The sequence below is a fragment of the Allosphingosinicella sp. genome (assembly GCF_036387615.1).
Classification (GTDB): Bacteria; Pseudomonadota; Alphaproteobacteria; order Sphingomonadales; family Sphingomonadaceae; genus Allosphingosinicella.
Genome location: NZ_DASVTH010000028.1, coordinates 51,017 through 73,638, shown reverse-complemented (window position 1 = coordinate 73,638; position 22,622 = coordinate 51,017). Strand labels below are relative to the sequence as shown.

The window sequence follows — 22,622 nt, the reverse complement described above, 5'->3', positions numbered from 1 at the left end:
CAAGCCGTGAGAAGCGCGGGCAAAGCCCGCGCGCCGGTCCTGTCGCCTGCCGCGGCGGGCGCAGGCCGGCCGCGCTGCGCTCTACTGATTCATGCTCGCGAAGAAGTCGTCGTTGGACTTGGCGTCCTTCATCTTGTCGAGAAGGAACTGCATCGCGTCGATCGTGCCCATCTGCATCAGGATCCGGCGCAGCACCCACATCTTGGAAAGCTTGGCGGGATCGACCAGCAGCTCTTCCTTCCGGGTACCGGACTTGCCGACGTCAAGCGCCGGGAAGATGCGCTTGTCCGCCACCTTGCGGTCGAGCACGATCTCGGAATTGCCGGTGCCCTTGAACTCCTCGAAGATGACCTCGTCCATCTTCGAGCCGGTGTCGATGAGGGCGGTGGCGATGATCGAGAGCGACCCGCCTTCCTCGATATTGCGCGCGGCGCCGAAGAAGCGCTTCGGGCGCTGCAAGGCGTTGGCGTCGACACCGCCGGTCAGCACCTTGCCCGAGCTCGGCACGACGGTGTTGTAGGCGCGCCCGAGGCGGGTGATCGAGTCGAGCAGGATCACGACGTCCTTCTTGTGCTCGACCAGGCGCTTGGCCTTCTCGATCACCATCTCGGCGACCTGGACGTGGCGCTGCGCCGGCTCGTCGAAGGTGGAGGAGACGACCTCGCCCTTCACCGAGCGCTGCATGTCGGTAACTTCCTCCGGCCGCTCGTCGATCAAGAGCACGATCAGGAAGACTTCCGGGTGATTGTCGGTGATCGCCTTTGCGATATTCTGGAGCAGCACGGTCTTGCCGACCCGCGGCGGCGCCACGATGAGGGCGCGCTGGCCCTTGCCTTGCGGCGCGACGATATCGATCACGCGTGCCGACTTGTCCTTCTGGGTCGGATCGGCGCTGTCGAGGGTGAGCTTCGACTCAGGATAAAGCGGCGTCAGATTGTCGAAGTTGACGCGGTGGCGAACCGCATCGGGCTCGTCGAAGTTCACGGAAATGAGCCGGGTCAGCGCGAAGTAGCGCTCGCCATCCTTGGGGCCGCGGATCTCGCCCTCGACCGTGTCGCCGGTGCGCAGGCCGAATTTCCGGACCTGGTTGGGCGCGACATAGATGTCGTCGGGGCCAGCCAGATAATTGGCTTCGGGCGAGCGCAGGAAGCCGAAGCCGTCCTGGAGAACCTCGATGGTTCCCATCCCCATGATCTCCTGGCCGTTCTCGGCCTGGACCTTGAGGATGGAGAACATCAACTCCTGCTTGCGCAGGGTGGAGGCGCCTTCGATGCCGAGTTCCTCGGCCATGGCGACGAGGTCTGCGGGGCTTTGTTTCTTGAGTTCTTTCAAGTGCATGTAGGTTCTCGGGCGGAGAGTGGGTCGTGCCGATGCGCGAGGAATGGATCGGGTGAGGGAAGCCCTGCGAGGACTCGCGAGCTAACGACTGGTCGGGCGTTATGCTCCGCCCTGCCTCAAGTCAACGCGAGTTTTGTTACAATTCAGAAGGGCTTCACGATTACCAGGACGACGATCAGCACGGTTGCGACGCCGGGAACCTCGTTCATGATGCGCAGCGCGCGTCCGCTGGCCGGGCGCTGGCCCGAGGCGAGCTTCTTGCCGTATCCGATCATGTAGCCGTGGTAGCCGGACAGGCCGAGCACCAGCAGCAGCTTGAGATGCAGCCAGCCCTGGCTCCACCAGTCGCCGGTGAAGGCAAGGGTGAGGCCGAGGACCCAGACCAGGATCATGGCCGGATTGAGGATGATCGTGCGCAACTTGCGCTCACGTTCGATCCAGCGGCGCTCTTCCGGGGACCCGGCTGCCGATTCCTGGTGATAGACGTAGAAACGGGGCAGCATGAAAAGGCCCGCAATCCAGAAGATCACGAAGATGACATGGGCCGACTTGAGCCAGAGATAGATCATCTGCAGCGCAGTTCCGAGATCCATGCTCATCCGCGAATGAGCCGGATCAGCTGTTCGACATGGGCGATGGGCGTGTCGGGCAGGATGCCGTGGCCAAGGTTGAAGACGTGGGGACGTCCGTTCAGCGCGGATATGATACGCGACACCGCCGTTTCAAGCGCGGGACCGCCGGCGATGAGGGCGAGCGGATCGAGGTTGCCCTGGACGGGAAGGCCGGCCGGCAGCTCGCGATTGGCCCAGGCGGGGTCGACGGTCTCGTCGAGCCCGATCGCGTCGGCGCCGACCTCGCGGGCATAGGCGCCGAGCTTGCCGCCCGCGCCCTTCGGGAAGCCGATAACCGGCACGTCGGGGTGGCGGGCCTTGAAGGCGGAGACGATCGCCGCATTTGGCGCAATCACCCAGTCCTCGAACTGCGCCGGCGAGAGCGAGCCCGCCCAGCTGTCGAACAGCTGCACGGCTTCGACACCGGCGCGAACCTGGCCCGAAAGATAGTCGACCGTCATTGCGACCACCGCATCGATGATCTCCGCGAAGGCGACCGGATCGCGATAGGCGTAGCGGCGGGCAGCGGCCTGTTCCTTGCTGCCTTGCCCTGCGATCATATAGGTCGCGACCGTCCAGGGGCTGCCTGCAAAGCCCAGGAAGGTGGTTTCAGGCGGCAAGGCTCGCTTCACCTTATCCACCGTGCGGTAAACCGCATCCAGGCGCTCAGGAACGGCCTGGAGGGCAGCCAGGGCATGATCGACAAGGGGAGGGGAGAGGCGCGGACCTTCGCCTGCCTCGAACACCAGGTCCTGCCCTAGCGCATGGGGCACGATCAGGATGTCGGAGAACAAAATGGCGCCGTCGAATCCGAACCGGCGGATCGGCTGAAGGGTTACCTCAGCGGCTGCGTCGCCGTCATAGACGAGCTCGAGGAACCCCCCCTTGTCGGCCCGGAGCGCCCGGTATTCGGGCAGGTAGCGCCCGGCCTGGCGCATGAGCCAGATCGGCAGAATCCCAGGATTTCCGCCGTTCAGCACGGTGAGCAATGGCTTAGGGCTACCGGGCATGACGGGCGTCTGGCTCCGCTCTCTCACTTATTGAGTCTTATTAGAAAGAGAGTCTGATGAAGTTAGTAGGAGGAGGTTTGGCGGGGTTTATTCGCTTCGCCCCTTTTTGCAAACAGCTTGACTCAGACAGGCTCACGAGCGGCCGCGGATTCGCCGAAATCATCCCCGCGATCCACAGGTGGGAAGAGGAACCTTTTCACTCTTTGTCAAAGTGTGGATGAATCGCGGAAGCCGGGGAGCAAAGCTTGTCTTGTAACCGCCCCGAGGGTTCCGCTAGCCCTCTCCCCATGCTTATCCACAGGCGATTTTCGTGAGTCGCCTCCATCTCCACCTCCTGTCCGACTCCACCGGCGAGACGCTGGAGGTGATCGCCAAGTCCTGCCTCGCGCAGTTCGATGACGTCGAGGCGCTGCGGCATCTGTGGCCAATGGTACGATCGGAGGGGCATCTCGACCGCGTGCTGGACGATATCGAGCGCCGGCCAGGGCTGGTCCTCTACACGTTAGTGAACAGCAACATCCGGCGGGAGCTCGAGCAGAAATGCCGCAAGCGGGGCATCCATGCCGTCTCGGCGCTGGACCCTGTGGTGGACGCTCTCTCTGCGGTTCTGGGGCAGGAAGCCAAGGCGCGGCCCGGGCGGCAGCATGCGCTCGATGCCGCTTATTTCGCGCGGGTCGACGCGATCCAGTTCACGATCGCACATGACGACGGGATCGGCTCGGACAATTGGGAAGAGGCGGACGTGGTGCTCGCGGGCGTCTCGCGCACTTCCAAGACGCCGACCTCCATCTACCTCGCCAATCGCGGCTTCAAGGTCGCCAACATCCCGCTGGTGCCGGAATCGCCGCCGCCGGCCAACCTGTTCGCGCTCAAGCACCCCATGGTGGTGGGCCTCACCACGAATCCGGAGCGGCTGATCCAGATCCGCCGCAACCGACTGCTGACGCTGAACCAGGCGCCGGAGACCGACTATGTTGACCAGGAGGCAGTCAATGCCGAGCTCGCCTTTGCGCGGCGGCTGTTCGCGGACAATGGCTGGCCGGTGATCGACGTGACGCGCCGCTCGATCGAGGAAACCGCCTATGCCATCGTCAAGCTGTGCGAGCAGCGCAGCGATGCCGCGGAAGACGCATGAGGCTGCTGCTGGCGTCCAAGAGCGCGGCACGGCGGCGAATGTTGGAGGCGGCGGGCGTGCCGTTCGAGACCGTGGAGACTCGCTTTGACGAATCGGGCGTCAAGGCGGCGATGAAGCGACGCGGCCTCGGCGCTGCGGAGATCGCCTTGGCGCTCGCCGAGGGCAAGGCGCGGGTCGCCGCGGCCGAAGGGCTCGTGCTAGGATCGGATCAGGTTCTAGAGCTCGAGGACGGCTCAATGCTCGACAAGCCGCAGGACCGGGACGAAGCGATGGCGCAGCTTCGCGCAATGAGCGGACGTCCGCACAAGCTTCACACTGCCGGTTGCGTGATCGATGCTGGCGTGATGCAGTGGCGCCACGTTGAAACGGTTGCGATGCATGTCCGGCCGCTCGGAAAAGCCTTTCTGCAGGACTATCTTGATCGTGAGTGGGAGCAGGTCCGCTGGAGCGTCGGCGGCTACCATGTCGAGGGCCGTGGGGCACAGCTGTTCGAGCGCATCGAGGGAAGCCTCTTCGCTGTACAGGGTTTGCCCTTGCTGCCCTTGCTGGGCTTTCTGCGGGAGCGCGGATTGCTGTTCTCGTGAGCAGGCGGTTGAGCTTCCCTTTTCCTCCCTATGTGCGACGCTTGCGGGGAGGGGGACCAGCCGAAGCTTGGTGGTGGAGTAACCGGCGCTGCGTTCCCGACCAGCATGCAACGCATGGTTACCCTGCCCGTCTGCTAGCCGGGCCGGGAGGATAGCAGTGGGGGCTCCTTACGCCGAGGTGATCGGTGACCCGATCGCGCACAGCAAATCGCCGCTGATCCATAGATTCTGGCTCCAAAAACTGGGCATCGACGCCGATTATCGAGCCGTCCAGGTCCATCCGGATATGCTGCACGAATATCTCGTGAGCCGCCGCGGCGACCTCGGCTGGCGCGGTTGCAACGTGACGGCACCTCACAAGCAGACAGTGGCGCCGTTCATGGCCAGACTGTCGCGAGAAGCGACCAGGGCCGGCGCCGTGAACACCGTGGTTCGGGGCGAGGCCGGAACTCGATCGGGCTTCAACACGGACGTGCTCGCGATCACGGAAATCCTGCGCGCGGCATGGCCGCCCACATTTCCCGACCAGGTCGCGCCCTACGTCCAGGTCATAGGGGCGGGGGGCGCGGCCTGGGCTGCCGTGATCGGAGCGCTCGATACCGGTCATGGAGCAGACTTCGACTTCTTCAATCGAACACCCGAGAAAGCGCTTGCCATGGCGCAACGACTGTCGCTGCCGCCGTCGTTCGCGGGAGGCCTGGACGGCATAGGCCCGATCAGGAAGGATGATGACCGCCCCGAACACCAGCGATACAGTCACATCGTCATCAACGCCTCGAGCATGGGCATGCTCGGCAACGATGATGTGCCGATCGATCTCAGCCGATATTATCCCGACACGGTGGTTGTCGACATGGCCTACAATCCCGGTGGCACCGGCTTGATCGCACAAGCTCGGCGACATGGGCTGCTTGCCTTTGATGGGCTGGACGTGCTCGTCCGCCAGGCCGCAGAGGCCTTCAAGCTCTTCTTCAGGACCGAGCCGCCTCGCGAACACGATTCCGAACTGCGCGAGCTGCTCACCCGATGATCAAGCTCGGCCTCACCGGCTCGATCGGCATGGGCAAATCGACGGTGGCGCACATGTTCGTCGAGGAGGGCGTGCCGGTGTTCGACGCCGATGCCGCCGTCCATCGTCTACAAGGTCCGGAGGGTGCGCTGGTCGCGCAAATCGAGAGCCAATTTCCGGGCACGACCGGCCGTCATGGCGTCAACCGAACCGCGCTTTCGGAATGCGTGCTGGGCGCGCCGGACGCGCTGCTGCGGCTGGAGGCGCTGGTTCATCCAGCGGTCGCGAGGGAACGGAAGGCTTTTTTGCGAACCCATTCGGACGCACCGCTTGTCGTGCTCGATATCCCGCTGTTGTTCGAAAAGGGCGGCTGGGACAGGGTCGACAAGATTGCGGTCGTGTCAGCGCCAGCCGACGTGCAGCGGGCGCGGGTGCTGGCCCGGCCGGGAATGACGGCCGAGAAGTTCGAGCGGATTCTGGCGCTGCAAACGCCGGACGTCGAGAAAAGAGCGCGAGCCGATTTCGTGATCCCGACTGGCGGGGAGATTGCGACGACCCGAGCGGCGGTGCGGGCGATCATCGCTGGACTGACGGACTCGGCCGATTCATAGTCCGACCATGCGCGAAATTGTGTTCGACACCGAGACCACCGGGGTCAGCCCCCTGACCGGCGACCGCATGGTCGAGATCGGCTGCGTCGAGATGATCAACCGGGTCGAGACCGGGCGCAGCTTTCATGCATATTTCAACCCTGGCCGATCGATGCCGGCCGGCGCCGAGGCGGTGCATGGCTTGAGCGAGGTCTTCCTGTCGGACAAGCCCCGCTTCCCCGATCTGTGCGAGGAGCTGCTGGCCTTCATCGGCGATGCGCCGCTGGTCGCGCACAATGCGAGCTTCGACTTCGGTTTCCTCAACCACGAGCTGACCTTGTGCGGCCGGCCGATCGTGTGCCTGACGCGGATGATCTGCACGCTGGAAATGGCCAGGAAGCGTCACCCGGGCGCCAAGCATAGCCTGGACGCGCTGTGCACCCGCTATGGCGTCGATCGGTCGATCCGCGTCAAGCATGGCGCGCTGATCGACGCGCAACTGCTCGCGCAATGCTATATCGAGCTGACCGGCGGTCGGCAGATCGGCTTCTCGCTCGCCGCAGAGGCGCCGCAGTCGCAGTTCGCCGACGTGGTCCGGGCAGCTCCGGCGCGAAACCAGGTGCGCCCGCCGCGCCGTTTCGAGCCGAGCGCGGAGGAGTTGGAACGGCATGCCGCATTTGTGGGCACGCTCACCGATCCGATCTGGGTTCGGCTCGACGGGGTCCGTTGACGCTGGCTTGAGCCGAGCCCACATGCGGCGCTTCGTATCAAGGCGGAGAAGAGCATGGACATCCGAGTCTCTGGGCATCAGGTCGACGTCGGCGAGGCCCTGCGCGGGCGCGTCGAAGAGCGACTGACCACGATCGCGGACAAGTATTTCGCCCGCGTCATCTCCGCCCAGGTGACTTTCGGCAAGGGTCCGCACGATCATGGCTTCACCTCCGAAATCGTCGCTTATGTCCCCAACGGCGTGGTGCTGAAGGGCACCGACCGCGCCGCCGATGCGACCGCGGCGTTCGATGCTTCGGCCGAAAAGGTCGAGAAGCAGCTGCGCCGCTACACGCGCCGCCTCAAGGATCACCAAGGTCCAAACCTCGCCGAAGTCGCGCAGGAGATTGCCGCCGACGCGAGCTACCGCGTGTTCGACGCCGGCAATGAAGAGGAAGAACCCGCCGATAATCCGCCGATCATCGCGGAAACTCGGGTCGACATCCCCGACGCCAGCGTCTCGGACGCCGTGATGCTGCTCGACCTGCGCAACACCAACGCGCTTATGTTCCGCAACAGCGCGACCGCCAAGTTCAACATGGTCTACCGACGAGGCGACGGCACGATCGGCTGGGTCGAGCCGCAACGCGACTGACCTGAAAGCGGGAGGGGAACCCCGCACCCTTTTGTCAGGAGGACGGCCAAGTCCTCCAGGTGCACGATGAGCGACATGAGCGATATCCTGGCCGTGGAGGCGATCAACGCCGGCCTCACGGTCGCGAACAAGAAGGCCTTGTTCCAGCAACTGGGCCTGGCGGCGGCGCGCAAGACCGGGATTGAGGTCAAGACGATCGTCGCTGCGCTGAACGAGCGCGAGCGGATCGGATCGACCGGTTTCGGCGGCGGCGTGGCGATCCCGCACGGCAGGATCGACGGGCTGGGCCGGGTGTTCGGTTATTTTGCGCGCCTGACTCAACCTGTCGAGTTCCAGTCGGTCGACGGTCTGCCGGTCGACCTAGTCTTCCTGCTGCTCTCGCCGCCGGATGCCGGGGCGGACCATCTGAAAGCCTTGGCGAGCGTCAGCAGGGCGTTGCGCAATCGGCAGACGGTCGCGAAGCTGCGAGGCGCGCGCTCGCGGGACGCGATTTTCGCCTTACTCTCGGGGGTCGAGACCCTTCATGCCGCCTGAGGCGGCGGGAGAGGGCGCTCACTTTCGGGCGCTGGAGTCGCTCTACGCGCGGGCGCCGGTGAACGGCCTGTTTCCCTCGACGCTCGAGATCGTGGAGGCCGGGTTCGCCCGGATCCGCTTCGAGGTGGAGGAGAGCCTGTTCCACGCCGCGGGCGCGGCGCATGGCACGCTTTATTTCAAGATGATGGATGACGCCGCGTTTTACGCCTGCAATTCGATGGTCAGCGACCGCTTCCTGCTGACCACCGCGTTCAACCTCAATTTCACGCGGCCGCTGAAGAGCGGGCCGGTGACGGCGGAAGGGCGCTGGGCGAGCGGCAAGCGTCGGGTCCTGGTCGGGGACGCGCGGCTGATCGACGCCAGGGGCGAGGAGGCGGCGCGGGGGACGGGCACGTTCATGCGCAGCCACATCCCGCTTTCGTCGCTGGACGGATATCGGAGCGGCTGATGCAGCCACGGGTCACCGCCGACCTGCTGGTCGGGGCTCTGCGACGGAGCGCCGAATCGCAGGGCGGGTTCGCCGCCGTGCTGGCGCGAGGTGATTCGGTGGCGGGCGCGATCCTGGTCATTCTGGCCGAAAAGGGCAGGAAAGCGCGACTTCTGGAGCGCGTGCTGGACATGGGTGGGCACTACCGGTGGCAGGACCTGTCCGGCCAAGCGCTTCAAAACGAAGAAGAAACCACAAAGTTCCTGGCTCGCCGCAGGAAAAATGATCCCGATCTGTGGTTAATCGAACTGGATGTCCCGTCCGCCGAACGGTTCACCGCTGAAATGAATGAGTCGGTTTGACTTGGAAGGCTGCCTGGGTGAGCTTCTTTTCACCAGATTGACGAGAGCGGGGGCCGCGGGGATTGCCCGAGTGAAACCGCGGGACGGCTCGAGTCGGGGGGCGGCCAGGATGCTGTTTAGGTGCATCCGGCGTAGGTCAGCCAACCGCATTGGTAAGAGAATGAATGTACCGTCTTGCACGGGTCATCGGCTACGCCGTGGCCGGAGCCTTGGTCGCGGCTAGCCCGACCTTCGCCAATCCCACCCTGGTCGAAGCGCCGCTCGCGCCGACTTATCTTTCCCATACTGTTTCGATGGTCGACGGCGGCGCCGCTTCCGAGCCGCTCGAAACTCCAGCAGCGCCGGTGAGCAGCGGTCCCGCGGAAGCGGAAGTTTCCGCCCATATTGCAGCCGCGATCGAGCCCGCAGCGGAGTCCCTGGAAGGGCAGTCGCTCGGCGAACTGGTCACCTCCTTTGCCGAGACCGATCTCACCGACGGCGAGCAGGAGTGCCTGGCCGGCGCGATCTATTTCGAGGCCAAGGGCGAGCCGCTCGAAGGCCAACTGGCTGTCGCCGAGGTGGTGCTGAACCGCAGCAAGTCCGGGCGCTTCCCGACCACGATTTGCGGCGTCGTCAAGCAGAAGAGCCAATTCTCCTTCATTCGCGGCGGCCGTTTCCCCCCGATCCAGAAGAGCAGCGCCGCGTGGCGCAAGGCGATCGCGATCGCGCATGTCGCGATGCAGGACCTGGCGACAAGCCGCGCGGGATCCGCAATGTTCTTCCACGCCACCTACGTGTCGCCAAGCTGGCGCGGCCTCAAGCGTGTGGCACAGGTGGGGAATCACATCTTCTACCGGTGAACTGAGGCTTCCCTATGTTCCCGGTTCATTCTAGGCCGGGCTTGATGGCCAGCTCGCCGACTCTTCCCGACGATTGCTTCGCACACGCCCCGCTCGCCGCGCAGGATGTGGCGCGTGGGGTGACCCGGCTCTTCTTCCGCAAGGACTGGTTCGGGATGTGCGAAGTTCCGTTACCCAATGGCCGGCGGGCGGACATGATGGCGATCTGCGCCAAGGGCACGCTCACCATCGTCGAGATCAAGGTCAGCCGCGCCGACCTGCTCGGCGATCATAAGTGGCCGGATTATCTGGACTATTGCGACCGCTTCTTCTGGGCGGTGCCGGCCGGCTTCGGACTCGATCCGTTCGAGGGCGCGGACTTCCGGCCCGATTGCTGCGGGCTCATCGTTGCCGACCGCTACGATGCAGCGGTGATACGCGAAGCCCCGGTGCGCGCGCTCGCGGCCGCTCGGCGCAAGGCCGAGACGCTGCGTTTCGCCCGCCGGGCCGCGCGTCGGCTCTCCGGAGAAGCGGATCCGAGCATAGAAGGGCTGCTGTAAGGCTCCCTGCCCGGCTGCGGTCTAGAGCGTCGGGCCCTGCATCTTCTTGTTGGCCGCCCGCGGCGCCTCGAGCAGCTTGACGATCGCGACTGAGCGGTTGTCGCGCTTGGCATAATCAATTGCGGAATAGCCCGCGACGCTGTCGGTCCGCTTGGGATCGGCGCCACGGGACAGGAGCAAGCGCACCATCGGCAGGTCGCGTTGCTGGACGGCGAGGATGAGAGGAGTCTCGCCGCGATTGTTCGCGAGATCGACGCTGGCGGATTGACGCAGCAGCAGCTGGGCACCCTCCACCCATCCGAGCTGCGCGGCCAGGCTGAGCGCACTGTTGCCCTGGCCGTTGCGCGCGTCGACCTTCAAACCCTTGCCGAGGAGAAAACTCAACCAATTCATGTCGCGGTCGAGCGTGACGAGGTGCAGCGCCCCGTTGCCGGAGCCAGTTTCCTTGGCGCCAAGCACCGTCGAGCCAGGCGCCGACAACAACGATTCCACCTTCGTTCCGTCGCGGTCCTTGACAGCCTTTATGAAGGTGTAGCTGTTCGAATAATCCTGGGCAGCAACGGGCGCCGCCACCGCGAGCGCGAGCGCCGTAACCAATGCGCGTCCGAACCTTGCCGCCACGTCTAACCCCCACCATCTCTTGGACTTGATTGGGGGATCATAGCAAAGCAAGGCTGGCGAAGCCATGAACGAAAGGTCCCGCTTCCCCCTCGCGCTCGGCTGGCTGTCCAGCCTCGCGCTGGCTGCCTGCTCGCCGGCGGGCGGGAGCGAGCCGCCGCTGCAGGGGGCGCGGATCGGCGGCCCGTTCAGCCTGACGGACCAGAATGGGGCGCGGTTCGACAGCCAATCGCTCGCGGGCAAGTATCGCATCGTCTATTTCGGCTACACCTTCTGCCCGGATGTCTGCCCGGTCGATCTCCAGCAGATCGGGCTCGCGATGAAGCGCTTCGAGGAGAGCGAGCCGGAAAGGGCGAAGCGGGTACAGCCGCTCTTCATCACCACAGATCCGGAGCGCGACAATCCGGCCGTGCTCAAGGAATTCGTCGCCGCCTTTCACCCGCGGCTGATCGGACTCACCGGCACTCCTCAGGAGATTGCTGCCGTCAGCAAGGCCTATGCGGTTTACGGGGTGAAGCAGGAGACGCCGGGGGCGTCCGGTTATCTGGTCAACCACAGCCGGATCGCATTCCTGTTCGGGCCCAAGGGCGAGCCGATCGCCATTCTGCCGCATGAAGAAGGGGCAGAAGCAATCCTGACGGAGCTGAAGAAGTGGGTGGCGTGAACGCCTTTTGGGAGAGGCCGCTCGAGTCGCTCGACCGGGTGGAGTGGGAAAAGCTGTGCGACGGCTGCGGCAAATGCTGCCTCCACAAGCTGGAGGACGAAGTAACGGGCGAGGTCTTCCCGACCAATGTCGCCTGCCGCTTGCTCGACCGCGGCTCCGGGAGATGCAGCAACTACCGCCAGCGTCGGGCCTTCGTGCCAGACTGCATCCGGCTGACCAGGGCGGGAGTGGATCGGTTCGAATGGCTGCCCTCGACTTGCGCCTACCGCCTGCGCGCGGCCGGCGAGCCGCTGCCCAGCTGGCATCACCTGATCAGCGGCGATCCGGAGAGCGTGCATCGCGCGGGCCAGTCCACAAGGGGCTGGACTGTCGCCGAGCAGGATGCGGGAGACCTCGAGCAGCATATCGTCGATCGTGAGCTCTAAGCTCCAGGTTCGCCGATCGGCGCGGGCGAAGGCGATGCGACTGCGAGTCGATCCGCGCACAGGGGCTGTGATGCTAACCGTGCCCACGCGCGTGTCGGTCAAACGGGCGATGGCATGGGCGTCGGAGCAGCAGGGGTGGATTGAGCGGCAGTTGGCCGCGGTGCCGCCCGCCGCCTCAATCGCGCCGGGCGGGAGCATTCCGCTCTACGGCGTTGAGCACCGGATCGACTGGGCGGCGGAGCGGCCGCGCGTCGTGCGGGTGGAGGATGGCCGAATCGTCATCGGTGGGCCGGCCGAGACGCTCGAGGCGCGGCTGCTTCGCTGGCTCAAGCGCCACGCGCTGGACGTCCTCAGCAGCGAGACGCAGGAATATGCCGCGGTGGCAGGAGTCACCGTTAACAGGGTCGGCGTCGGCGACGCCTTGTCGCGGTGGGGAAGCTGTTCGAGTTCGGGCGCGATCCGCTACAGCTGGCGGCTGATTCTGGCCCCTGATCATGTCCGCCGCGCGACGGTCGCGCACGAGGTCGCGCACCGGGTCCACATGAACCATGGCCCGCAATTCCACGCGCTTGTCGCCGAACTGTTCGGTGAGGACCCGGCTCCGGCCCGGGCGTGGCTACGCCGCGAGGGCGCGGGGCTCCACCGCTTCGGGCGGCTCTTCTGATTCGAGCTCGCCCCGGCCCTTGCTGGCGCGGTCGATCCACTCCTGGTCGAGTTGCTGCTCGTCGAGGCGCGGACGGTTGACCTCTCGCGACGGGGGAGGGCTGCCCGGCGGAGGGGCGGGCGCATCGGGAAAAGGATCGCCATAGGCGGGATCCTGCGGCTGGATCGGATTGCCGTCGGCATCGACCTGCATGCCGCCATCCGACGTTTCGGAGAAGACCTCCGCGTCCGTCTCGACCTGCCATTCCGGCTGCGCGACCGTGATGTCGAAGGGCTCGACCGGGCGGCGGGCGACCGCCTGGACCATGAAGTCGTGCCAGGCCTGGGCCGGCGCGCGGCCGCCCTGGAGACCCGGAATCGGCCGCGCATCGTCCCGGCCCATCCACACGCCGGTGGTGATCGCGCTCGAAAAGCCGATGAACCAGCCGTCCTTGTTGGAGCTGGTGGTGCCGGTCTTGCCCGCCACCGGACGGCCGATCTGGGCGGCGCGGCCGGTGCCGGTCAGAACAGCCGCCTGGAGCAGGTCCGTCATCTGCGCGGCCACCCAGGGGGCGACGAGCACGCGGGAATCGTCGGTCTCATGGCTGTAGAGCAGCTCGCCCTTGGCGGTGGTGACCCGACGGATGCCATAGGGCGAGACGGCCACGCCCTTGCGCGCTACCGCGGCAAAGGCGCGGGTCATGTCGAGCAGGCGGACGTCGGACGTGCCGAGAACCATCGAAGGCTGGGTATTCACCTTGGTGGTGATGCCGAAGCGCTGGGCCATGTCGGCAACGGTGCGGAAGCCGACCTCCTCTCCCAGCTTGGCGGAGATCGTGTTGATCGATTGGGCGAAGGCCTGGCGGAGCGGGATCGGACCGCGGAACACGCGATCGTTGTTGCGCGGGCTCCAGCCGTTGATGTTGACGGGCGAGTCCACCACCACGTCATCCGGCTTGTGCCCGGATTCCAGCGCCGAGAGATAGACGAACAGTTTGAATGCGGACCCGGGCTGCCGCGTCGCCTGGGTCGCGCGGTTGTAGAGCGAGTCGACATAGTTCTTGCCGCCGACCATCGCCCGAACGGCGCCGTCGCGATCGAGCGAGACCAGCGCGCCTTGCAGCGCGCGCGGCGTGTTGGCGTTTACAGCCTGATCGGCAACGCGCTGCATGCCGGGATCGAGGGTCGTGAAAACGTCGATCGGCTCCACGCTTTCATCAATCAAGGTGTCGAGCTGCGGCAGCACCCAATCGGTGAAATAGCGGACGCTGTTCTGTTTGGGGGGCGGGACAAGCTCCACCCGAGCGGGCTCGGCCGCGGCGGCTTCGCTGGCGGTGATGAACTCATATTCCAGCATCGACTGGATGACCACGCCGGCGCGGCCGCGCGCCGCCTCGGCATCGGCGGTGGGCGAGTAATTGGACGGCGCCTTGACCAGGCCGGCGATGATCGCTGCTTCTGAGAGCGACAGCTGCTGCGCGGAATGACCGAAGAAGCGGCGCGAGGCGGCGTCGATCCCGTATGCGCCGCCGCCGAAATAGACCCGGTTGAGATACAGTTCGAGAATCTGGTCCTTGGTGAAGCGGCGTTCGAGCGCGAGCGCGAGGATGGCTTCGCGCATCTTGCGGCCGAAGGTGCGGCTGTTGCTGAGGAAGATGTTGCGTGCGAGCTGCTGAGTGATGGTCGAGCCGCCCTGGGTCCAGCGGCCGCGGTCGATGCGGACCTTGACGGCGCGCGCGAAGCCGATCGGGTCCACTCCCGGATGCGAGCGGAAGCGCCGATCTTCGACCGCGATCATGGCATTGCGCATGATCGGGGGGATCTCGCTGTAGGGGAGCCACTCGCCGAAGCTTGGGCCGAGCGACAGGAGGATCGAATTATCAGCGGCGCGAACGCGGATCATCTGGCCGAGATCGTCGCGCCGGACCAGTTCGCCGTAGCTCGGCAGTGAGCTCATCGCGACGCCGACCGCCACCGCGACCGCGATCAATCCCAGAATGGTGGCATAGATGCCGATCTTGAGGAGGGTGAACAGGGTCCGCTTGAACGGAGAGGCAGCTTTACTGGCCATGGCCGATAAGGATTAGGGCTTGCGCGGCGGGCTCACAAGAGTCCCGCTGAAAGGTGATTCCGTGCAGGAGCGGAGGAGTCGTCTGGCGCGACTTTCAGCGGCAAGGCGGGCTGATCCCGCCCACTACCCGTGCAGACTTGCGCATCATCAGGTAGACTGGGAGGCCGCTCGCCACCAGCGCCGCGCCGCCTTTCGAGCGGAGAGCGGGATGCTAAAACGAGTTCAGCATGACGAATGATTGGTGCGGTCGAGAAGACTCGAACTTCCACGTCCTTTCGGACACAACGACCTCAACGTTGCGCGTCTACCAGTTCCGCCACGACCGCACGTGATGAGACCCGGGGCGTTCCCCGGATTGGCAGGAGCGCGCCTCTAGCAAAGGGGTGAGGGAGGTGCAACTGCACAGTCGTCATGCCGGACTTGATCCGGCATCCACCTCCCTGCGGCGGCTGGTGGAAGGTGGACCGGATCGAGTCCGGGGTGATGGCTTTATCAGCGGCTCGCCACCTTGGCCGGCAGCGGGCGCATGATCTTGGCGAGCGCCATCGCTGCGACCTTGCGGCCGATCTCCTCGCCCGCTTCGTTCGAGAAGCGGTAATGGACGCCGCCATAGATACGCGAGGCGGAGACCTCCTCGACCCATTTGTCGAGAGTGGGCACGACCTGGACGATGCTGTTCGGCACCGAACGGGAGGCGACGCGGACGCCGCCCGGAGGGGCATCGCCGACTTCGCTCTTCAGCACGGCCGCTGTGGAAGCGGCGCTGCTGCAGTGCGCGCACGGATATTCCGGGTGATTGGGCGTGCCGATCAGCGGCTCCCAGGCGGGGTCCGCCGCGGTCGCTTTGTTGCCGTCATCCTCGGCGTTGCGGATCGCGGTGATCGGCCGCCAGAAATTGTAATGCATCTTGGCGTCGGCGGTGGCGAGGCTGGTGTCGTCGGCAACCATCGCGGCCATGGAGAACATGCGCGCATTCTGGACCAGGCTGCGGCCTGGCGCGTCCGCAATGAGGCGCATCGACGGCGTCATGTTAGGGGTGATGCGGTATTTCGCCATCAGCGACTGCTGGGCCGTGCGCTCCTTGCTCTTCTTAGCGCCGATCCGCTTGATTTCTTCGAAGTCCTTCGCCCAGCGCGCGCTGGTGAGGGCAGGGGGCGGGCCCGGCCGGACCGCGTCGATCCGCGGCAGGATGCAGGTCTTCATGCTGACGTAATAAGGCTGGATTACCGGCATGGCGGTGGCTGTCCAGACGCCAGGCGATGTGCGCGGGCGATAGTTGGCCGCGGGGATCTTCGCGTCCAGGCCCCCCACGGCCAGAGCGAGCTTGGCGGCGGCTTCTCCGACAGCCTTGCCCTTGTCGCGGGCCGCTGCGTCGCCGATGCCCATCATGGTTACGTTGTAGCTGTCCTCGAGCGCCGCCTTCTGGCCAGGCGCATGGGCCAGCATCACCTGATAGGCGGCAGTCGCCGCGGCGGCATCCTGGGATGCGCCGGCGTCGGCCTGCGGCATCCCGACATAGCTTTCATACTTGCGATCGATCGCGTTCAGCGCCTCGAACATGGCGAGCGCCATCTGCGTGCGGGCGCGATCATGTTCGCCGGTGCGGGGCGCGTCGGGAGGCGGGGCGGCGGCGGTCGCGATCGCCTCGCCGAATTCAATCCACTCGCAAACGGTATCGGCCGACGCGGGCGCGGCGGCGAGCAGGCCGGCAGTCCCGGCCAGAACAAGATTTGAGAAGCGCATCGAGAAACCCCCTTAGAGTCTCATCCCCGCAGGCCGGATAGCATGTTGATCAGTAAAGGAACATCGGCATCCCCTCGACGCGCTGAAGCCGCGCGCGATAGTGATCGCGATCGTACAATCCATTCACGTCCACGCTCTTTCGGCCGCCAAGCAGAGTGTCGATCGGAAGATGAGTGTAGTTGCCGTCCTTGAGCGCAACCATCCGTCCCGTCTCGCCGCGCGCGAGCAATTGCACGGCGAGCGCGCCAAAGGCGAAGCCGACCATGCGGTCCATCGCGTCCGGCTCACCCGCCCGCATCAGATAGGCGAGCTCCTGCACGACCGCGCCGCAGCCGATCCGGGCGCCGATCGCACGGCCGAGGCGCTGGCCGACGCCGGCGTCGCTGCGCTCCGCGGCTGGGCGGGATAGCTCGTCCTCCTGCTTGTCGCCCCCAATGCTTGCCCCTTCCGAGATGACGCACATGGCGTAGCGGGCCGGGTTGCTCGCATGATCCTCGGCTAGCAGCGGCAGCAATCGGTCGAGATCGGCGGGGACTTCGGCGATTACCGTGCGATCCACTTGCGCTAGGAAACCGGCGAGCAGGGCGGTCTCGCCGCTGCGGCGGCCGAACAGTTCAACGACGCCGATCCGCTCGTGGCTTTCCACCGTGGTGCGCAGGGCGTTGATGGCCTCGACCGAGCGGCTGACGGCGGTCGAGAAGCCGATGCAATAGTCGGTGCCGAACACGTCGTTGTCCATCGTCTTGGGCACGGAGATGACCGGCACGCCGCGGCCTGCGAGGTGGGCGGAAAAGCGCAAGGTGCCGTCGCCGCCGAGCGTCACCATCGCGTCGATTCCGAGCGCCTCCAGGACATGCAGCACCTGATCCGTGCGATCGCCTTCGTCCTGGCTGCGCGGGTCGATACGGGAGGTGTGGAGGATCGTGCCGCCGAGCCGGTCGATGCCGCGCACGCCCTCACGGGTGAGCGGCAGGCTGTGGGCCGCGAGCGAAGCCGGATCGGAAGGGTCGATTTCCAGAAAGCCTTGCCAGCCGCGTCGGAAGCCGACCACTTCCCAGCCGCGGTCGTCGGCCGAGAGCGTGACCGAGCGGATGCAGGCGTTGAGCCCCGGCACATCGCCGCCGCCCGTGAGAATGCCGATGCGCATGATCAAAGGCTAGCCAGCATGCTTCGCGCTCGCAACCCGGGCCCGTTCGGGCTTAGCTTGTCGAAGCCCACCACTTCTCTTCTGCCGGCCAAGGAAGGAGCGGCCTTCGACAGGCTCAGGCCGAACGGGACTATTTTCCCCGAGCGCTAGGAAGGCCGGCCGAACTTCAGGCTGAGCTTGTAGGCGGTCTCGGGCACGTCCACCTCGGCGCTGTTGAAGGTGGCGCTTTGCTGCGGTTGGAGCTCGGAGACGGGCGCGGAGATCGACCATTGATAGACCACCCGCTCCTGCGCATCGCGAAGCGAGGCCTGGATTTGAGGCACCGGCTGAACCTCTCCGGTTGGATTGAGGATGCGTCCGGAGACGGCGAACAGTTCGTTGCCGCTTTCCATCTTCCGCCGCTCGGGGTCGCGCGTGAGTTCCAGCACGAGCGGGGTTTGACCAGGGGCGACCGCCCCGTTCTCGCCGATTGTGGGCAGACCGAAATAGGACACCGCTGCGAGCGTCGAGAGCATCAGAAATGCGCCGGCGACGGCCGCAGCCGTCCACAGCTTTGCCGGGTTGCGGCGCGCGCGAAACGGCGGGGCATGGGCAAAAGCGTCGTAATCCGTATCCTCGCGCCGCTCCGGGCCGACATAGTCGAAGGTCGGCCGGGTCGAACCGTCGCCATGGTCGACCAGCGCCGTCGGCGGTGGGCTCGGCAGCGGATCGGGACGGGGAGTGACTGGCGCTTCGGCCTGCGGCACCGCCGAGCGGGATGATGCGCGCGCGGGCGGCATCGAAATGCCGCCGCCCGCCATTGCAAGCTCCGGCACGGCCGCCTTCTCGCTCGCCGCGGCCTGGAACCAGCTGGTCTTGCACGCGGCGCAGCGCACCTGCCGGCCGTTGGCGCCGACTGCGCTGTCCGGGACGACGTAGCGGGTGTCACAAGCGGGACAGGAAAGGATCATCGCCGGAACAGGCCCCCGTAAAAAGCGCGCGCGAATCTAAGCACGTTGACGCCATGACTTGCAAGCGATTGCCGCGCTTTACCTCCCCAGTTTCATCGGCCATTGCTTGGCGGGGCAGGGGAGTGGAGGCCGGTCTGAGCGCGTCGGGGAGCATCATCCAATTCGACAATGTCGGCCTGCGCTACGGCACGGGCGCGGAAACCTTGTCGGACCTGAGCTTTTCGCTTCGGGAAGGCGGGTTTTATTTCCTGACCGGACCCTCGGGCGCCGGCAAGACATCGCTGCTGAAGCTCCTGTATCTGGCCCAGCGGCCGAGCCGCGGGCTCATCCGGCTGTTCGGCGAAGACATTGTCACGATGCCGCGCAAGCGCCTGCCGGGTTTCCGCCGCCGGATTGGCGTCGTGTTCCAGGATTTCCGGCTGGTTCGCCACCTGTCCGTGTTCGACAATGTCGCGCTGCCGCTGCGGGTGGCAGGCGTAGAGGAGAAAGATCTGGTGACGCCCGTCACGGAGATGCTCGGCTGGGTCGGCCTCAGCCACCGCTCGACCGCGCGGCCGGCGACATTGTCGGGCGGCGAGCAGCAACGCGTGGCGATAGCGCGCGCCGTGATCGCGCGCCCGGAACTGCTGGTTGCGGACGAGCCGACCGGAAACGTCGACCCGGAAATGGCCGCGCGGCTGCTGCATCTGTTCGATGCGCTGAACAAGCTCGGCACGACCGTCGTGGTCGCAACCCATGACGTGCACCTGATCGCACGGATTGCGCGCTCGGAGATGCTACGGCTCGACAAGGGCCAGATTTCCGATCCCACCGGTGCGCTTCGCAACCCGCCGCGCAGGCTGGGCGGGTGACCGCGAGCGAGCACAAGTTCGGAGCGGCCGAACGCGGCCTGCTCCCGGAGGGGCGGCTGCAAGGTCCGATGCCCTGGGTGCTGGCGATCATGATGTTCCTGACCGTGCTGGCGGCGGCGGCGGGGCTCGGGCTTGGCAACGCAGCGCGAAACCTGGACTCGCAGGTCGGCAACCGGCTTGTGGTCCAGATCGTGGAGGCCAATCCGGACGTGCGCGAGCGCCAGGCGCGGCGTGCGGTTGCGGAACTGGGGCGGCTGGCCGGGGTTGAGGCGGTCCGGCGCGTGCCGCCTGAGGAGATGGAGCGGCTGATGGAACCGCTGCTGGGCAAGGGCGTGCTGGAAACGGATGTGCCGGTGCCCGCAATGATCGATGTCGATGTGAACCAGACCGCCAGTCTCGACGCGATTCGCACCGCGCTGACCCGGGCGGCGCCCGCGGCCCGAGTTGATGACAGCTCACAGTGGCTGGATCCGGTCGCCAGGCTGATCGCATCACTGCGCTGGCTCGCCGCGGGGCTGGTCGCCCTCATGGTCGGCGCGACGACAGCGACGGTGGTACTTGCCGCGCGCGCGTCACTCGACACGCATCGGAGCACGATCGAGGTGCTGCATCTGATGGGAGCCACGGACGTGCAGGTCGCGCGGCTGTTCCAGCGCCGCATCGCCCTGGACGCGGCGTTTGGCGGTACGATCGGTCTGGTTGCCGCCTCGGCCGTGCTGTTGCTGATCGGCAACCGCGTCGGCGCGCTCGGCTCCGAGCTGGTCGGATCGGCGGGCCTGCCGCTGGCGAGTTGGATGGTGCTGATCGCGCTCCCGGTCGGCAGCGTCGGACTGGCGACGCTGGTGGCGCGAACCACCATCTTGCGGGCGCTGGGGAAGCTCCTGTGATCGCCCGCATCGCGGCGTTTCTGCTGCTGTTCTACATCCTGGGTTACGCCCTGTTCGCGGTGCTGCTGCCAGGGGCGGGCGACGATCGCCGGACCGACGCGATCGTGGTGCTGACCGGCGGGGCCAAGCGGCTGGAGCGCGGAATCGACCTGCTCCAGCGCGGTCGCGCGGAGCGGATGCTGATCTCCGGAGTGGATCGCGCGGTGCGCCCGTCCGAGCTTGCCGCGCGATACAAGGCCGAGCAGCGCCTGTTCGATTGCTGCATCGACCTGGGCCGCGAGGCAGTAGATACGCGATCCAACGCGGAGGAGACGGCGAACTGGCTGGAGCGGCACAAGTTCAAGTCGGTCCGGCTGGTGACGACGGACTGGCACATGCCCCGCGCGCGCCTGGAGCTTTCCCGAAAGTCCGACGGGCTCGCGATCGTCACGGACGCGATCGAGAGCAGCCCGAGGTTCCGGACGCTGTTCACGGAGTATAACAAGTTCGTGCTGCGGCAGGCCGCGATCCTGGTCGGTATCTGATGGCGCTGCTGCGCAATCTGCTGTTCACGCTGATCTTCTACCCTGGAACCGTGGTGGCGGTGCTGCTCGGCTACCCCGCCGCATTGATCGGCCGCAGGGCAGTGATCGGCGTGGTGATCGGATGGGCGCGATGGCACCGCTGGTGCGCGCGCTGGCTGCTGGGGGTGCGCTCTCGTATCGAGGGGGAGGTACCGCAAGGGCCGGTGCTGATCGCGGCCAAGCATCAATCCAACTTCGAGACAGTGGAGCTGCTGCTCTACGTTCGCGAGCCAGCCGTGGTGCTCAAGCGCGAGCTCGCCGACATTCCCGGCTGGGGTTGGGTGGCACGGCGCTATGGCGTCATACCGGTCGACCGCGACGGTGGCGCGAGCGCGCTGAGGCGGATGCTGAAAGCGGGCCAGGCGGCGGTCGCGGAAGGGCGACCGCTCGCCATCTTCCCGGAAGGAACGCGCATCGCCCCTGGGCAGCGCCCGCCGCTCCAATCGGGCTTCGCCGGGCTCTACCGCGCCTTTGGCATCCCCGTCGTTCCGATCGCGCTCGACAGTGGCCGCCTGTGGCCGCGCGGCAGCGTGATCAAGAAGTCCGGAGTGGTGACGGTGCGGTTCGGGGAGCCGATCCCGCCCGGCCTGCCCCGAAAGGAAGTGGAGGCGCGCGTCCACGCCGCGATCAACGCGCTCGAGACCGGCGGGTGATCCCCGAACTGGGCATCATCGAAGGGTTTTTCGGCCCCCCCTGGAGCTGGGAAGAGCGGCGCACGGTCGTGGCCGCGCTGCAGCCCCATGGTTACCGTTTCTACCTTTATGCGCCCAAGGCAGATGCCTTTCTGCGCAGGCGGTGGCAGGAGCCGCACCCGGACGCAGAACTGGCCGAGATCGCCACCTTCGCGGCTTTCTGTCGGCAGGCCGGCGTCCGCTTCGGCGTTGGCCTCACCCCGTTTGAGCTTCACCTCGAGCCCGGCGGCAAGTTGCGGCATCTCATCCGCGCCAAGCTCGAGACCCTGGCGCCGATCGGCATCGATGATCTCGCCATCCTGTTCGACGACATGCGGGGCGACATCCCGGATCTTGCGCAACGCCACGCAGCTATCGTCGACGTTGCGGCAGGGCAGGGCGTCGCTTCGCGCATCCTGTGCTGCCCCAGCTATTATTCGGACGATCCAGTGCTGGACCGCGCGTTTGGCCAGCGACCGCACCTGTATCTGGAGGACCTCGGCCGGCTGCTCGATCCGACGATCGAGATCATGTGGACGGGCGAGGAGGTCTGCTCGCGCGAAATCTCGATCGGGCATCTGGCCAAGGTCGCAGAGCAGATCGGGCGCAGGCCGTTCCTGTGGGACAATTACCCGGTGAACGACGGCCCGCGCATGTCGCAGCATCTGCACCTGCGCGGCGTCACCGGAAGGCCGGCGCGGATCGGTCCGCACATCGCGGCGCATGGCGTCAATCCGGCCCTGCAGCCCTGGCTCAGCCTGCCGCCCGCGGTGACGCTTTCGATGAGCTACAGGGCAGGCGACGCCTACAGCTATGGCGCTGCCTGGGACGAAGCGGCCTGGTCGCTGTTCGGCGACGAGCTTGCCCGGCGGCTCCGGGCCGATCTCCTGACCTTTCACGACAGAGGTCTCGATCGGATCGGCCCCAATCGCAAGGCGGAGCTGCGGGACATTTACTCCGCCTTCGACCATCCTGCGGCGCGCGAGGTGATTGCGTGGCTCGCCGGTGCTTACGATGTCAGCGACGAGATGGTTCAGACGCAGTAGGCG

At 66.1% G+C, this 22,622-nt stretch carries 27 protein-coding genes and 1 tRNA gene; 19 read left to right on the top strand and 9 right to left on the bottom strand.

The window, feature by feature from the left end:
- Positions 1-81: 81 nt before the first annotated feature.
- The 3 genes from rho to hemE form a co-directional block, all read right to left on the bottom strand.
- The gene (gene rho / locus VF631_RS04810) at positions 82-1,338 is read right to left on the bottom strand and encodes a transcription termination factor Rho (RefSeq protein WP_431849138.1); all 1,257 of its coding nucleotides are present in this window, start codon (positions 1,336-1,338) and stop codon (positions 82-84) included.
- Positions 1,339-1,481: 143 nt separating this feature from the next.
- Positions 1,482-1,937 carry a CopD family protein gene (locus VF631_RS04805; protein ID WP_431849137.1) on the bottom strand — a complete coding sequence of 152 codons (456 nt, stop codon included), beginning with the start codon at positions 1,935-1,937 and terminating at the stop codon, positions 1,482-1,484.
- Positions 1,934-2,959, bottom strand: coding sequence for a uroporphyrinogen decarboxylase (gene hemE, locus VF631_RS04800; RefSeq protein WP_431849136.1), 1,026 nt, complete (start codon positions 2,957-2,959; stop codon positions 1,934-1,936). The genes VF631_RS04805 and hemE overlap by 4 nt, the downstream gene beginning before the upstream one ends.
- Positions 2,960-3,269: 310 nt before the next feature.
- On the opposite strand from hemE, the gene VF631_RS04795 reads away from it, so the two are divergent.
- The 11 genes from VF631_RS04795 (at position 3,270) to VF631_RS04745 (ending at position 10,341) form a co-directional block, all read left to right on the top strand.
- Positions 3,270-4,094: a pyruvate, water dikinase regulatory protein gene (locus tag VF631_RS04795; RefSeq protein ID WP_431849135.1), complete on the top strand. Its 825-nt coding sequence runs from the start codon at positions 3,270-3,272 to the stop codon at positions 4,092-4,094.
- On the top strand, positions 4,091-4,678 hold the full coding sequence (locus VF631_RS04790) for a Maf family protein (protein ID WP_431849134.1): 588 nt from the start codon (positions 4,091-4,093) through the stop codon (positions 4,676-4,678). Before VF631_RS04795 ends, VF631_RS04790 begins: the two co-directional genes overlap by 4 nt.
- A gap of 157 nt (positions 4,679-4,835) precedes the next feature.
- Positions 4,836-5,708 carry a shikimate dehydrogenase family protein gene (locus VF631_RS04785; RefSeq protein WP_431849133.1) on the top strand — a complete coding sequence of 291 codons (873 nt, stop codon included), beginning with the start codon at positions 4,836-4,838 and terminating at the stop codon, positions 5,706-5,708.
- A complete protein-coding gene (gene coaE / locus VF631_RS04780; protein ID WP_431849132.1) occupies positions 5,705-6,298 on the top strand; it encodes a dephospho-CoA kinase in 594 nt (197 codons plus the stop codon). The genes VF631_RS04785 and coaE overlap by 4 nt, the downstream gene beginning before the upstream one ends.
- Positions 6,299-6,305: 7 nt before the next feature.
- Positions 6,306-7,007 carry a DNA polymerase III subunit epsilon gene (gene dnaQ / locus VF631_RS04775; RefSeq protein ID WP_431849131.1) on the top strand — a complete coding sequence of 234 codons (702 nt, stop codon included), beginning with the start codon at positions 6,306-6,308 and terminating at the stop codon, positions 7,005-7,007.
- A gap of 54 nt (positions 7,008-7,061) precedes the next feature.
- A complete protein-coding gene (gene hpf / locus VF631_RS04770; RefSeq protein ID WP_431849130.1) occupies positions 7,062-7,640 on the top strand; it encodes a ribosome hibernation-promoting factor, HPF/YfiA family in 579 nt (192 codons plus the stop codon).
- A 66-nt stretch (positions 7,641-7,706) separates the two neighbouring features.
- On the top strand, positions 7,707-8,174 hold the full coding sequence (locus VF631_RS04765) for a PTS sugar transporter subunit IIA (RefSeq protein WP_431849129.1): 468 nt from the start codon (positions 7,707-7,709) through the stop codon (positions 8,172-8,174).
- Positions 8,164-8,622: a PaaI family thioesterase gene (locus VF631_RS04760; RefSeq protein WP_431849128.1), complete on the top strand. Its 459-nt coding sequence runs from the start codon at positions 8,164-8,166 to the stop codon at positions 8,620-8,622. The genes VF631_RS04765 and VF631_RS04760 overlap by 11 nt, the downstream gene beginning before the upstream one ends.
- Entirely contained in the window at positions 8,622-8,963 is a 342-nt protein-coding gene (locus VF631_RS04755) for a DUF1491 family protein (RefSeq protein ID WP_431849127.1), read from the top strand. The genes VF631_RS04760 and VF631_RS04755 overlap by 1 nt, the downstream gene beginning before the upstream one ends.
- Positions 8,964-9,127: 164 nt before the next feature.
- Positions 9,128-9,802, top strand: coding sequence for a cell wall hydrolase (locus VF631_RS04750; protein ID WP_431849126.1), 675 nt, complete (start codon positions 9,128-9,130; stop codon positions 9,800-9,802).
- Between the two features lie 44 nt (positions 9,803-9,846).
- Complete coding sequence (locus VF631_RS04745) at positions 9,847-10,341, top strand: MmcB family DNA repair protein (RefSeq protein ID WP_431849125.1); 495 nt, start codon at positions 9,847-9,849, stop codon at positions 10,339-10,341.
- 21 nt (positions 10,342-10,362) lie between these two features.
- On the opposite strand, the gene VF631_RS04740 is transcribed toward VF631_RS04745, so the two are convergent.
- Positions 10,363-10,962, bottom strand: coding sequence for an ankyrin repeat domain-containing protein (locus VF631_RS04740; protein WP_431849124.1), 600 nt, complete (start codon positions 10,960-10,962; stop codon positions 10,363-10,365).
- A gap of 64 nt (positions 10,963-11,026) precedes the next feature.
- Here VF631_RS04740 and VF631_RS04735 point away from each other — a divergent pair, with 64 nt between their 5' ends.
- The 3 genes from VF631_RS04735 to VF631_RS04725 all read left to right on the top strand — a co-directional run bounded on the left by VF631_RS04735 (position 11,027) and on the right by VF631_RS04725 (position 12,712).
- On the top strand, positions 11,027-11,623 hold the full coding sequence (locus VF631_RS04735) for an SCO family protein (RefSeq protein ID WP_431849123.1): 597 nt from the start codon (positions 11,027-11,029) through the stop codon (positions 11,621-11,623).
- Positions 11,620-12,048 carry a YcgN family cysteine cluster protein gene (locus VF631_RS04730; protein WP_431849141.1) on the top strand — a complete coding sequence of 143 codons (429 nt, stop codon included), beginning with the start codon at positions 11,620-11,622 and terminating at the stop codon, positions 12,046-12,048. Before VF631_RS04735 ends, VF631_RS04730 begins: the two co-directional genes overlap by 4 nt.
- Positions 12,049-12,118: 70 nt before the next feature.
- Positions 12,119-12,712: a M48 family metallopeptidase gene (locus VF631_RS04725; protein WP_431849122.1), complete on the top strand. Its 594-nt coding sequence runs from the start codon at positions 12,119-12,121 to the stop codon at positions 12,710-12,712.
- On the opposite strand, the gene VF631_RS04720 is transcribed toward VF631_RS04725, so the two are convergent.
- The 5 genes from VF631_RS04720 to VF631_RS04700 form a co-directional block, all read right to left on the bottom strand.
- Positions 12,665-14,761, bottom strand: a complete 2,097-nt coding sequence (locus VF631_RS04720) for a transglycosylase domain-containing protein (protein ID WP_431849121.1) — start codon at positions 14,759-14,761, stop codon at positions 12,665-12,667. The genes VF631_RS04725 and VF631_RS04720 overlap by 48 nt on opposite strands.
- 239 nt (positions 14,762-15,000) lie before the next feature.
- Positions 15,001-15,087 (bottom strand) — tRNA-Leu (locus VF631_RS04715).
- 166 nt (positions 15,088-15,253) lie between these two features.
- On the bottom strand, positions 15,254-16,504 hold the full coding sequence (locus VF631_RS04710) for a vanadium-dependent haloperoxidase (protein WP_431849120.1): 1,251 nt from the start codon (positions 16,502-16,504) through the stop codon (positions 15,254-15,256).
- 49 nt (positions 16,505-16,553) lie between these two features.
- The gene (locus VF631_RS04705) at positions 16,554-17,651 is read right to left on the bottom strand and encodes a 6-phosphofructokinase (protein WP_431849119.1); all 1,098 of its coding nucleotides are present in this window, start codon (positions 17,649-17,651) and stop codon (positions 16,554-16,556) included.
- Positions 17,652-17,797: 146 nt separating this feature from the next.
- Positions 17,798-18,601, bottom strand: coding sequence for a zinc-ribbon domain-containing protein (locus VF631_RS04700; RefSeq protein WP_431849118.1), 804 nt, complete (start codon positions 18,599-18,601; stop codon positions 17,798-17,800).
- A 122-nt stretch (positions 18,602-18,723) separates the two neighbouring features.
- Here VF631_RS04700 and ftsE point away from each other — a divergent pair, with 122 nt between their 5' ends.
- From ftsE to VF631_RS04675, 5 genes are all read left to right on the top strand, one after another.
- Positions 18,724-19,452 (top strand): cell division ATP-binding protein FtsE, encoded by a 729-nt coding sequence (gene ftsE / locus VF631_RS04695; RefSeq protein ID WP_431849117.1) that lies wholly within the window; start codon positions 18,724-18,726, stop codon positions 19,450-19,452.
- A gap of 68 nt (positions 19,453-19,520) precedes the next feature.
- Positions 19,521-20,339 (top strand): cell division protein FtsX, encoded by an 819-nt coding sequence (locus tag VF631_RS04690; protein ID WP_431849140.1) that lies wholly within the window; start codon positions 19,521-19,523, stop codon positions 20,337-20,339.
- Positions 20,336-20,863, top strand: coding sequence for a YdcF family protein (locus VF631_RS04685; protein WP_431849116.1), 528 nt, complete (start codon positions 20,336-20,338; stop codon positions 20,861-20,863). The genes VF631_RS04690 and VF631_RS04685 overlap by 4 nt, the downstream gene beginning before the upstream one ends.
- Positions 20,863-21,555 (top strand): lysophospholipid acyltransferase family protein, encoded by a 693-nt coding sequence (locus VF631_RS04680; protein WP_431849115.1) that lies wholly within the window; start codon positions 20,863-20,865, stop codon positions 21,553-21,555. The genes VF631_RS04685 and VF631_RS04680 overlap by 1 nt, the downstream gene beginning before the upstream one ends.
- The gene (locus VF631_RS04675; protein WP_431849114.1) at positions 21,552-22,619 is read left to right on the top strand and encodes a beta-N-acetylglucosaminidase domain-containing protein; all 1,068 of its coding nucleotides are present in this window, start codon (positions 21,552-21,554) and stop codon (positions 22,617-22,619) included. Before VF631_RS04680 ends, VF631_RS04675 begins: the two co-directional genes overlap by 4 nt.
- Positions 22,620-22,622 lie beyond the last annotated feature (3 nt).

Bases quoted from the DNA above. Each gene is read 5' to 3' on its own strand.
- VF631_RS04700 (WP_431849118.1), bottom strand. From the start codon at position 18,601: ATGATCCTTTCCTGTCCCGCTTGTGACACCCGCTACGTCGTCCCGGAC.
- VF631_RS04725 (WP_431849122.1), top strand. From the start codon at position 12,119: ATGCTAACCGTGCCCACGCGCGTGTCGGTCAAACGGGCGATGGCATGG.
- hemE (WP_431849136.1), bottom strand. From the start codon at position 2,959: ATGCCCGGTAGCCCTAAGCCATTGCTCACCGTGCTGAACGGCGGAAAT.
- VF631_RS04755 (WP_431849127.1), top strand. From the start codon at position 8,622: ATGCAGCCACGGGTCACCGCCGACCTGCTGGTCGGGGCTCTGCGACGG.
- VF631_RS04745 (WP_431849125.1), top strand. From the start codon at position 9,847: ATGGCCAGCTCGCCGACTCTTCCCGACGATTGCTTCGCACACGCCCCG.
- VF631_RS04760 (WP_431849128.1), top strand. From the start codon at position 8,164: ATGCCGCCTGAGGCGGCGGGAGAGGGCGCTCACTTTCGGGCGCTGGAG.
- VF631_RS04805 (WP_431849137.1), bottom strand. From the start codon at position 1,937: ATGAGCATGGATCTCGGAACTGCGCTGCAGATGATCTATCTCTGGCTC.
- rho (WP_431849138.1), bottom strand. From the start codon at position 1,338: ATGCACTTGAAAGAACTCAAGAAACAAAGCCCCGCAGACCTCGTCGCC.
- VF631_RS04765 (WP_431849129.1), top strand. From the start codon at position 7,707: ATGAGCGACATGAGCGATATCCTGGCCGTGGAGGCGATCAACGCCGGC.
- VF631_RS04690 (WP_431849140.1), top strand. From the start codon at position 19,521: ATGCCCTGGGTGCTGGCGATCATGATGTTCCTGACCGTGCTGGCGGCG.
- VF631_RS04750 (WP_431849126.1), top strand. From the start codon at position 9,128: ATGTACCGTCTTGCACGGGTCATCGGCTACGCCGTGGCCGGAGCCTTG.
- VF631_RS04680 (WP_431849115.1), top strand. From the start codon at position 20,863: ATGGCGCTGCTGCGCAATCTGCTGTTCACGCTGATCTTCTACCCTGGA.
- coaE (WP_431849132.1), top strand. From the start codon at position 5,705: ATGATCAAGCTCGGCCTCACCGGCTCGATCGGCATGGGCAAATCGACG.
- VF631_RS04790 (WP_431849134.1), top strand. From the start codon at position 4,091: ATGAGGCTGCTGCTGGCGTCCAAGAGCGCGGCACGGCGGCGAATGTTG.
- hpf (WP_431849130.1), top strand. From the start codon at position 7,062: ATGGACATCCGAGTCTCTGGGCATCAGGTCGACGTCGGCGAGGCCCTG.
- VF631_RS04710 (WP_431849120.1), bottom strand. From the start codon at position 16,504: ATGCGCTTCTCAAATCTTGTTCTGGCCGGGACTGCCGGCCTGCTCGCC.
- dnaQ (WP_431849131.1), top strand. From the start codon at position 6,306: ATGCGCGAAATTGTGTTCGACACCGAGACCACCGGGGTCAGCCCCCTG.
- VF631_RS04720 (WP_431849121.1), bottom strand. From the start codon at position 14,761: ATGGCCAGTAAAGCTGCCTCTCCGTTCAAGCGGACCCTGTTCACCCTC.
- VF631_RS04705 (WP_431849119.1), bottom strand. From the start codon at position 17,651: ATGCGCATCGGCATTCTCACGGGCGGCGGCGATGTGCCGGGGCTCAAC.
- VF631_RS04735 (WP_431849123.1), top strand. From the start codon at position 11,027: ATGAACGAAAGGTCCCGCTTCCCCCTCGCGCTCGGCTGGCTGTCCAGC.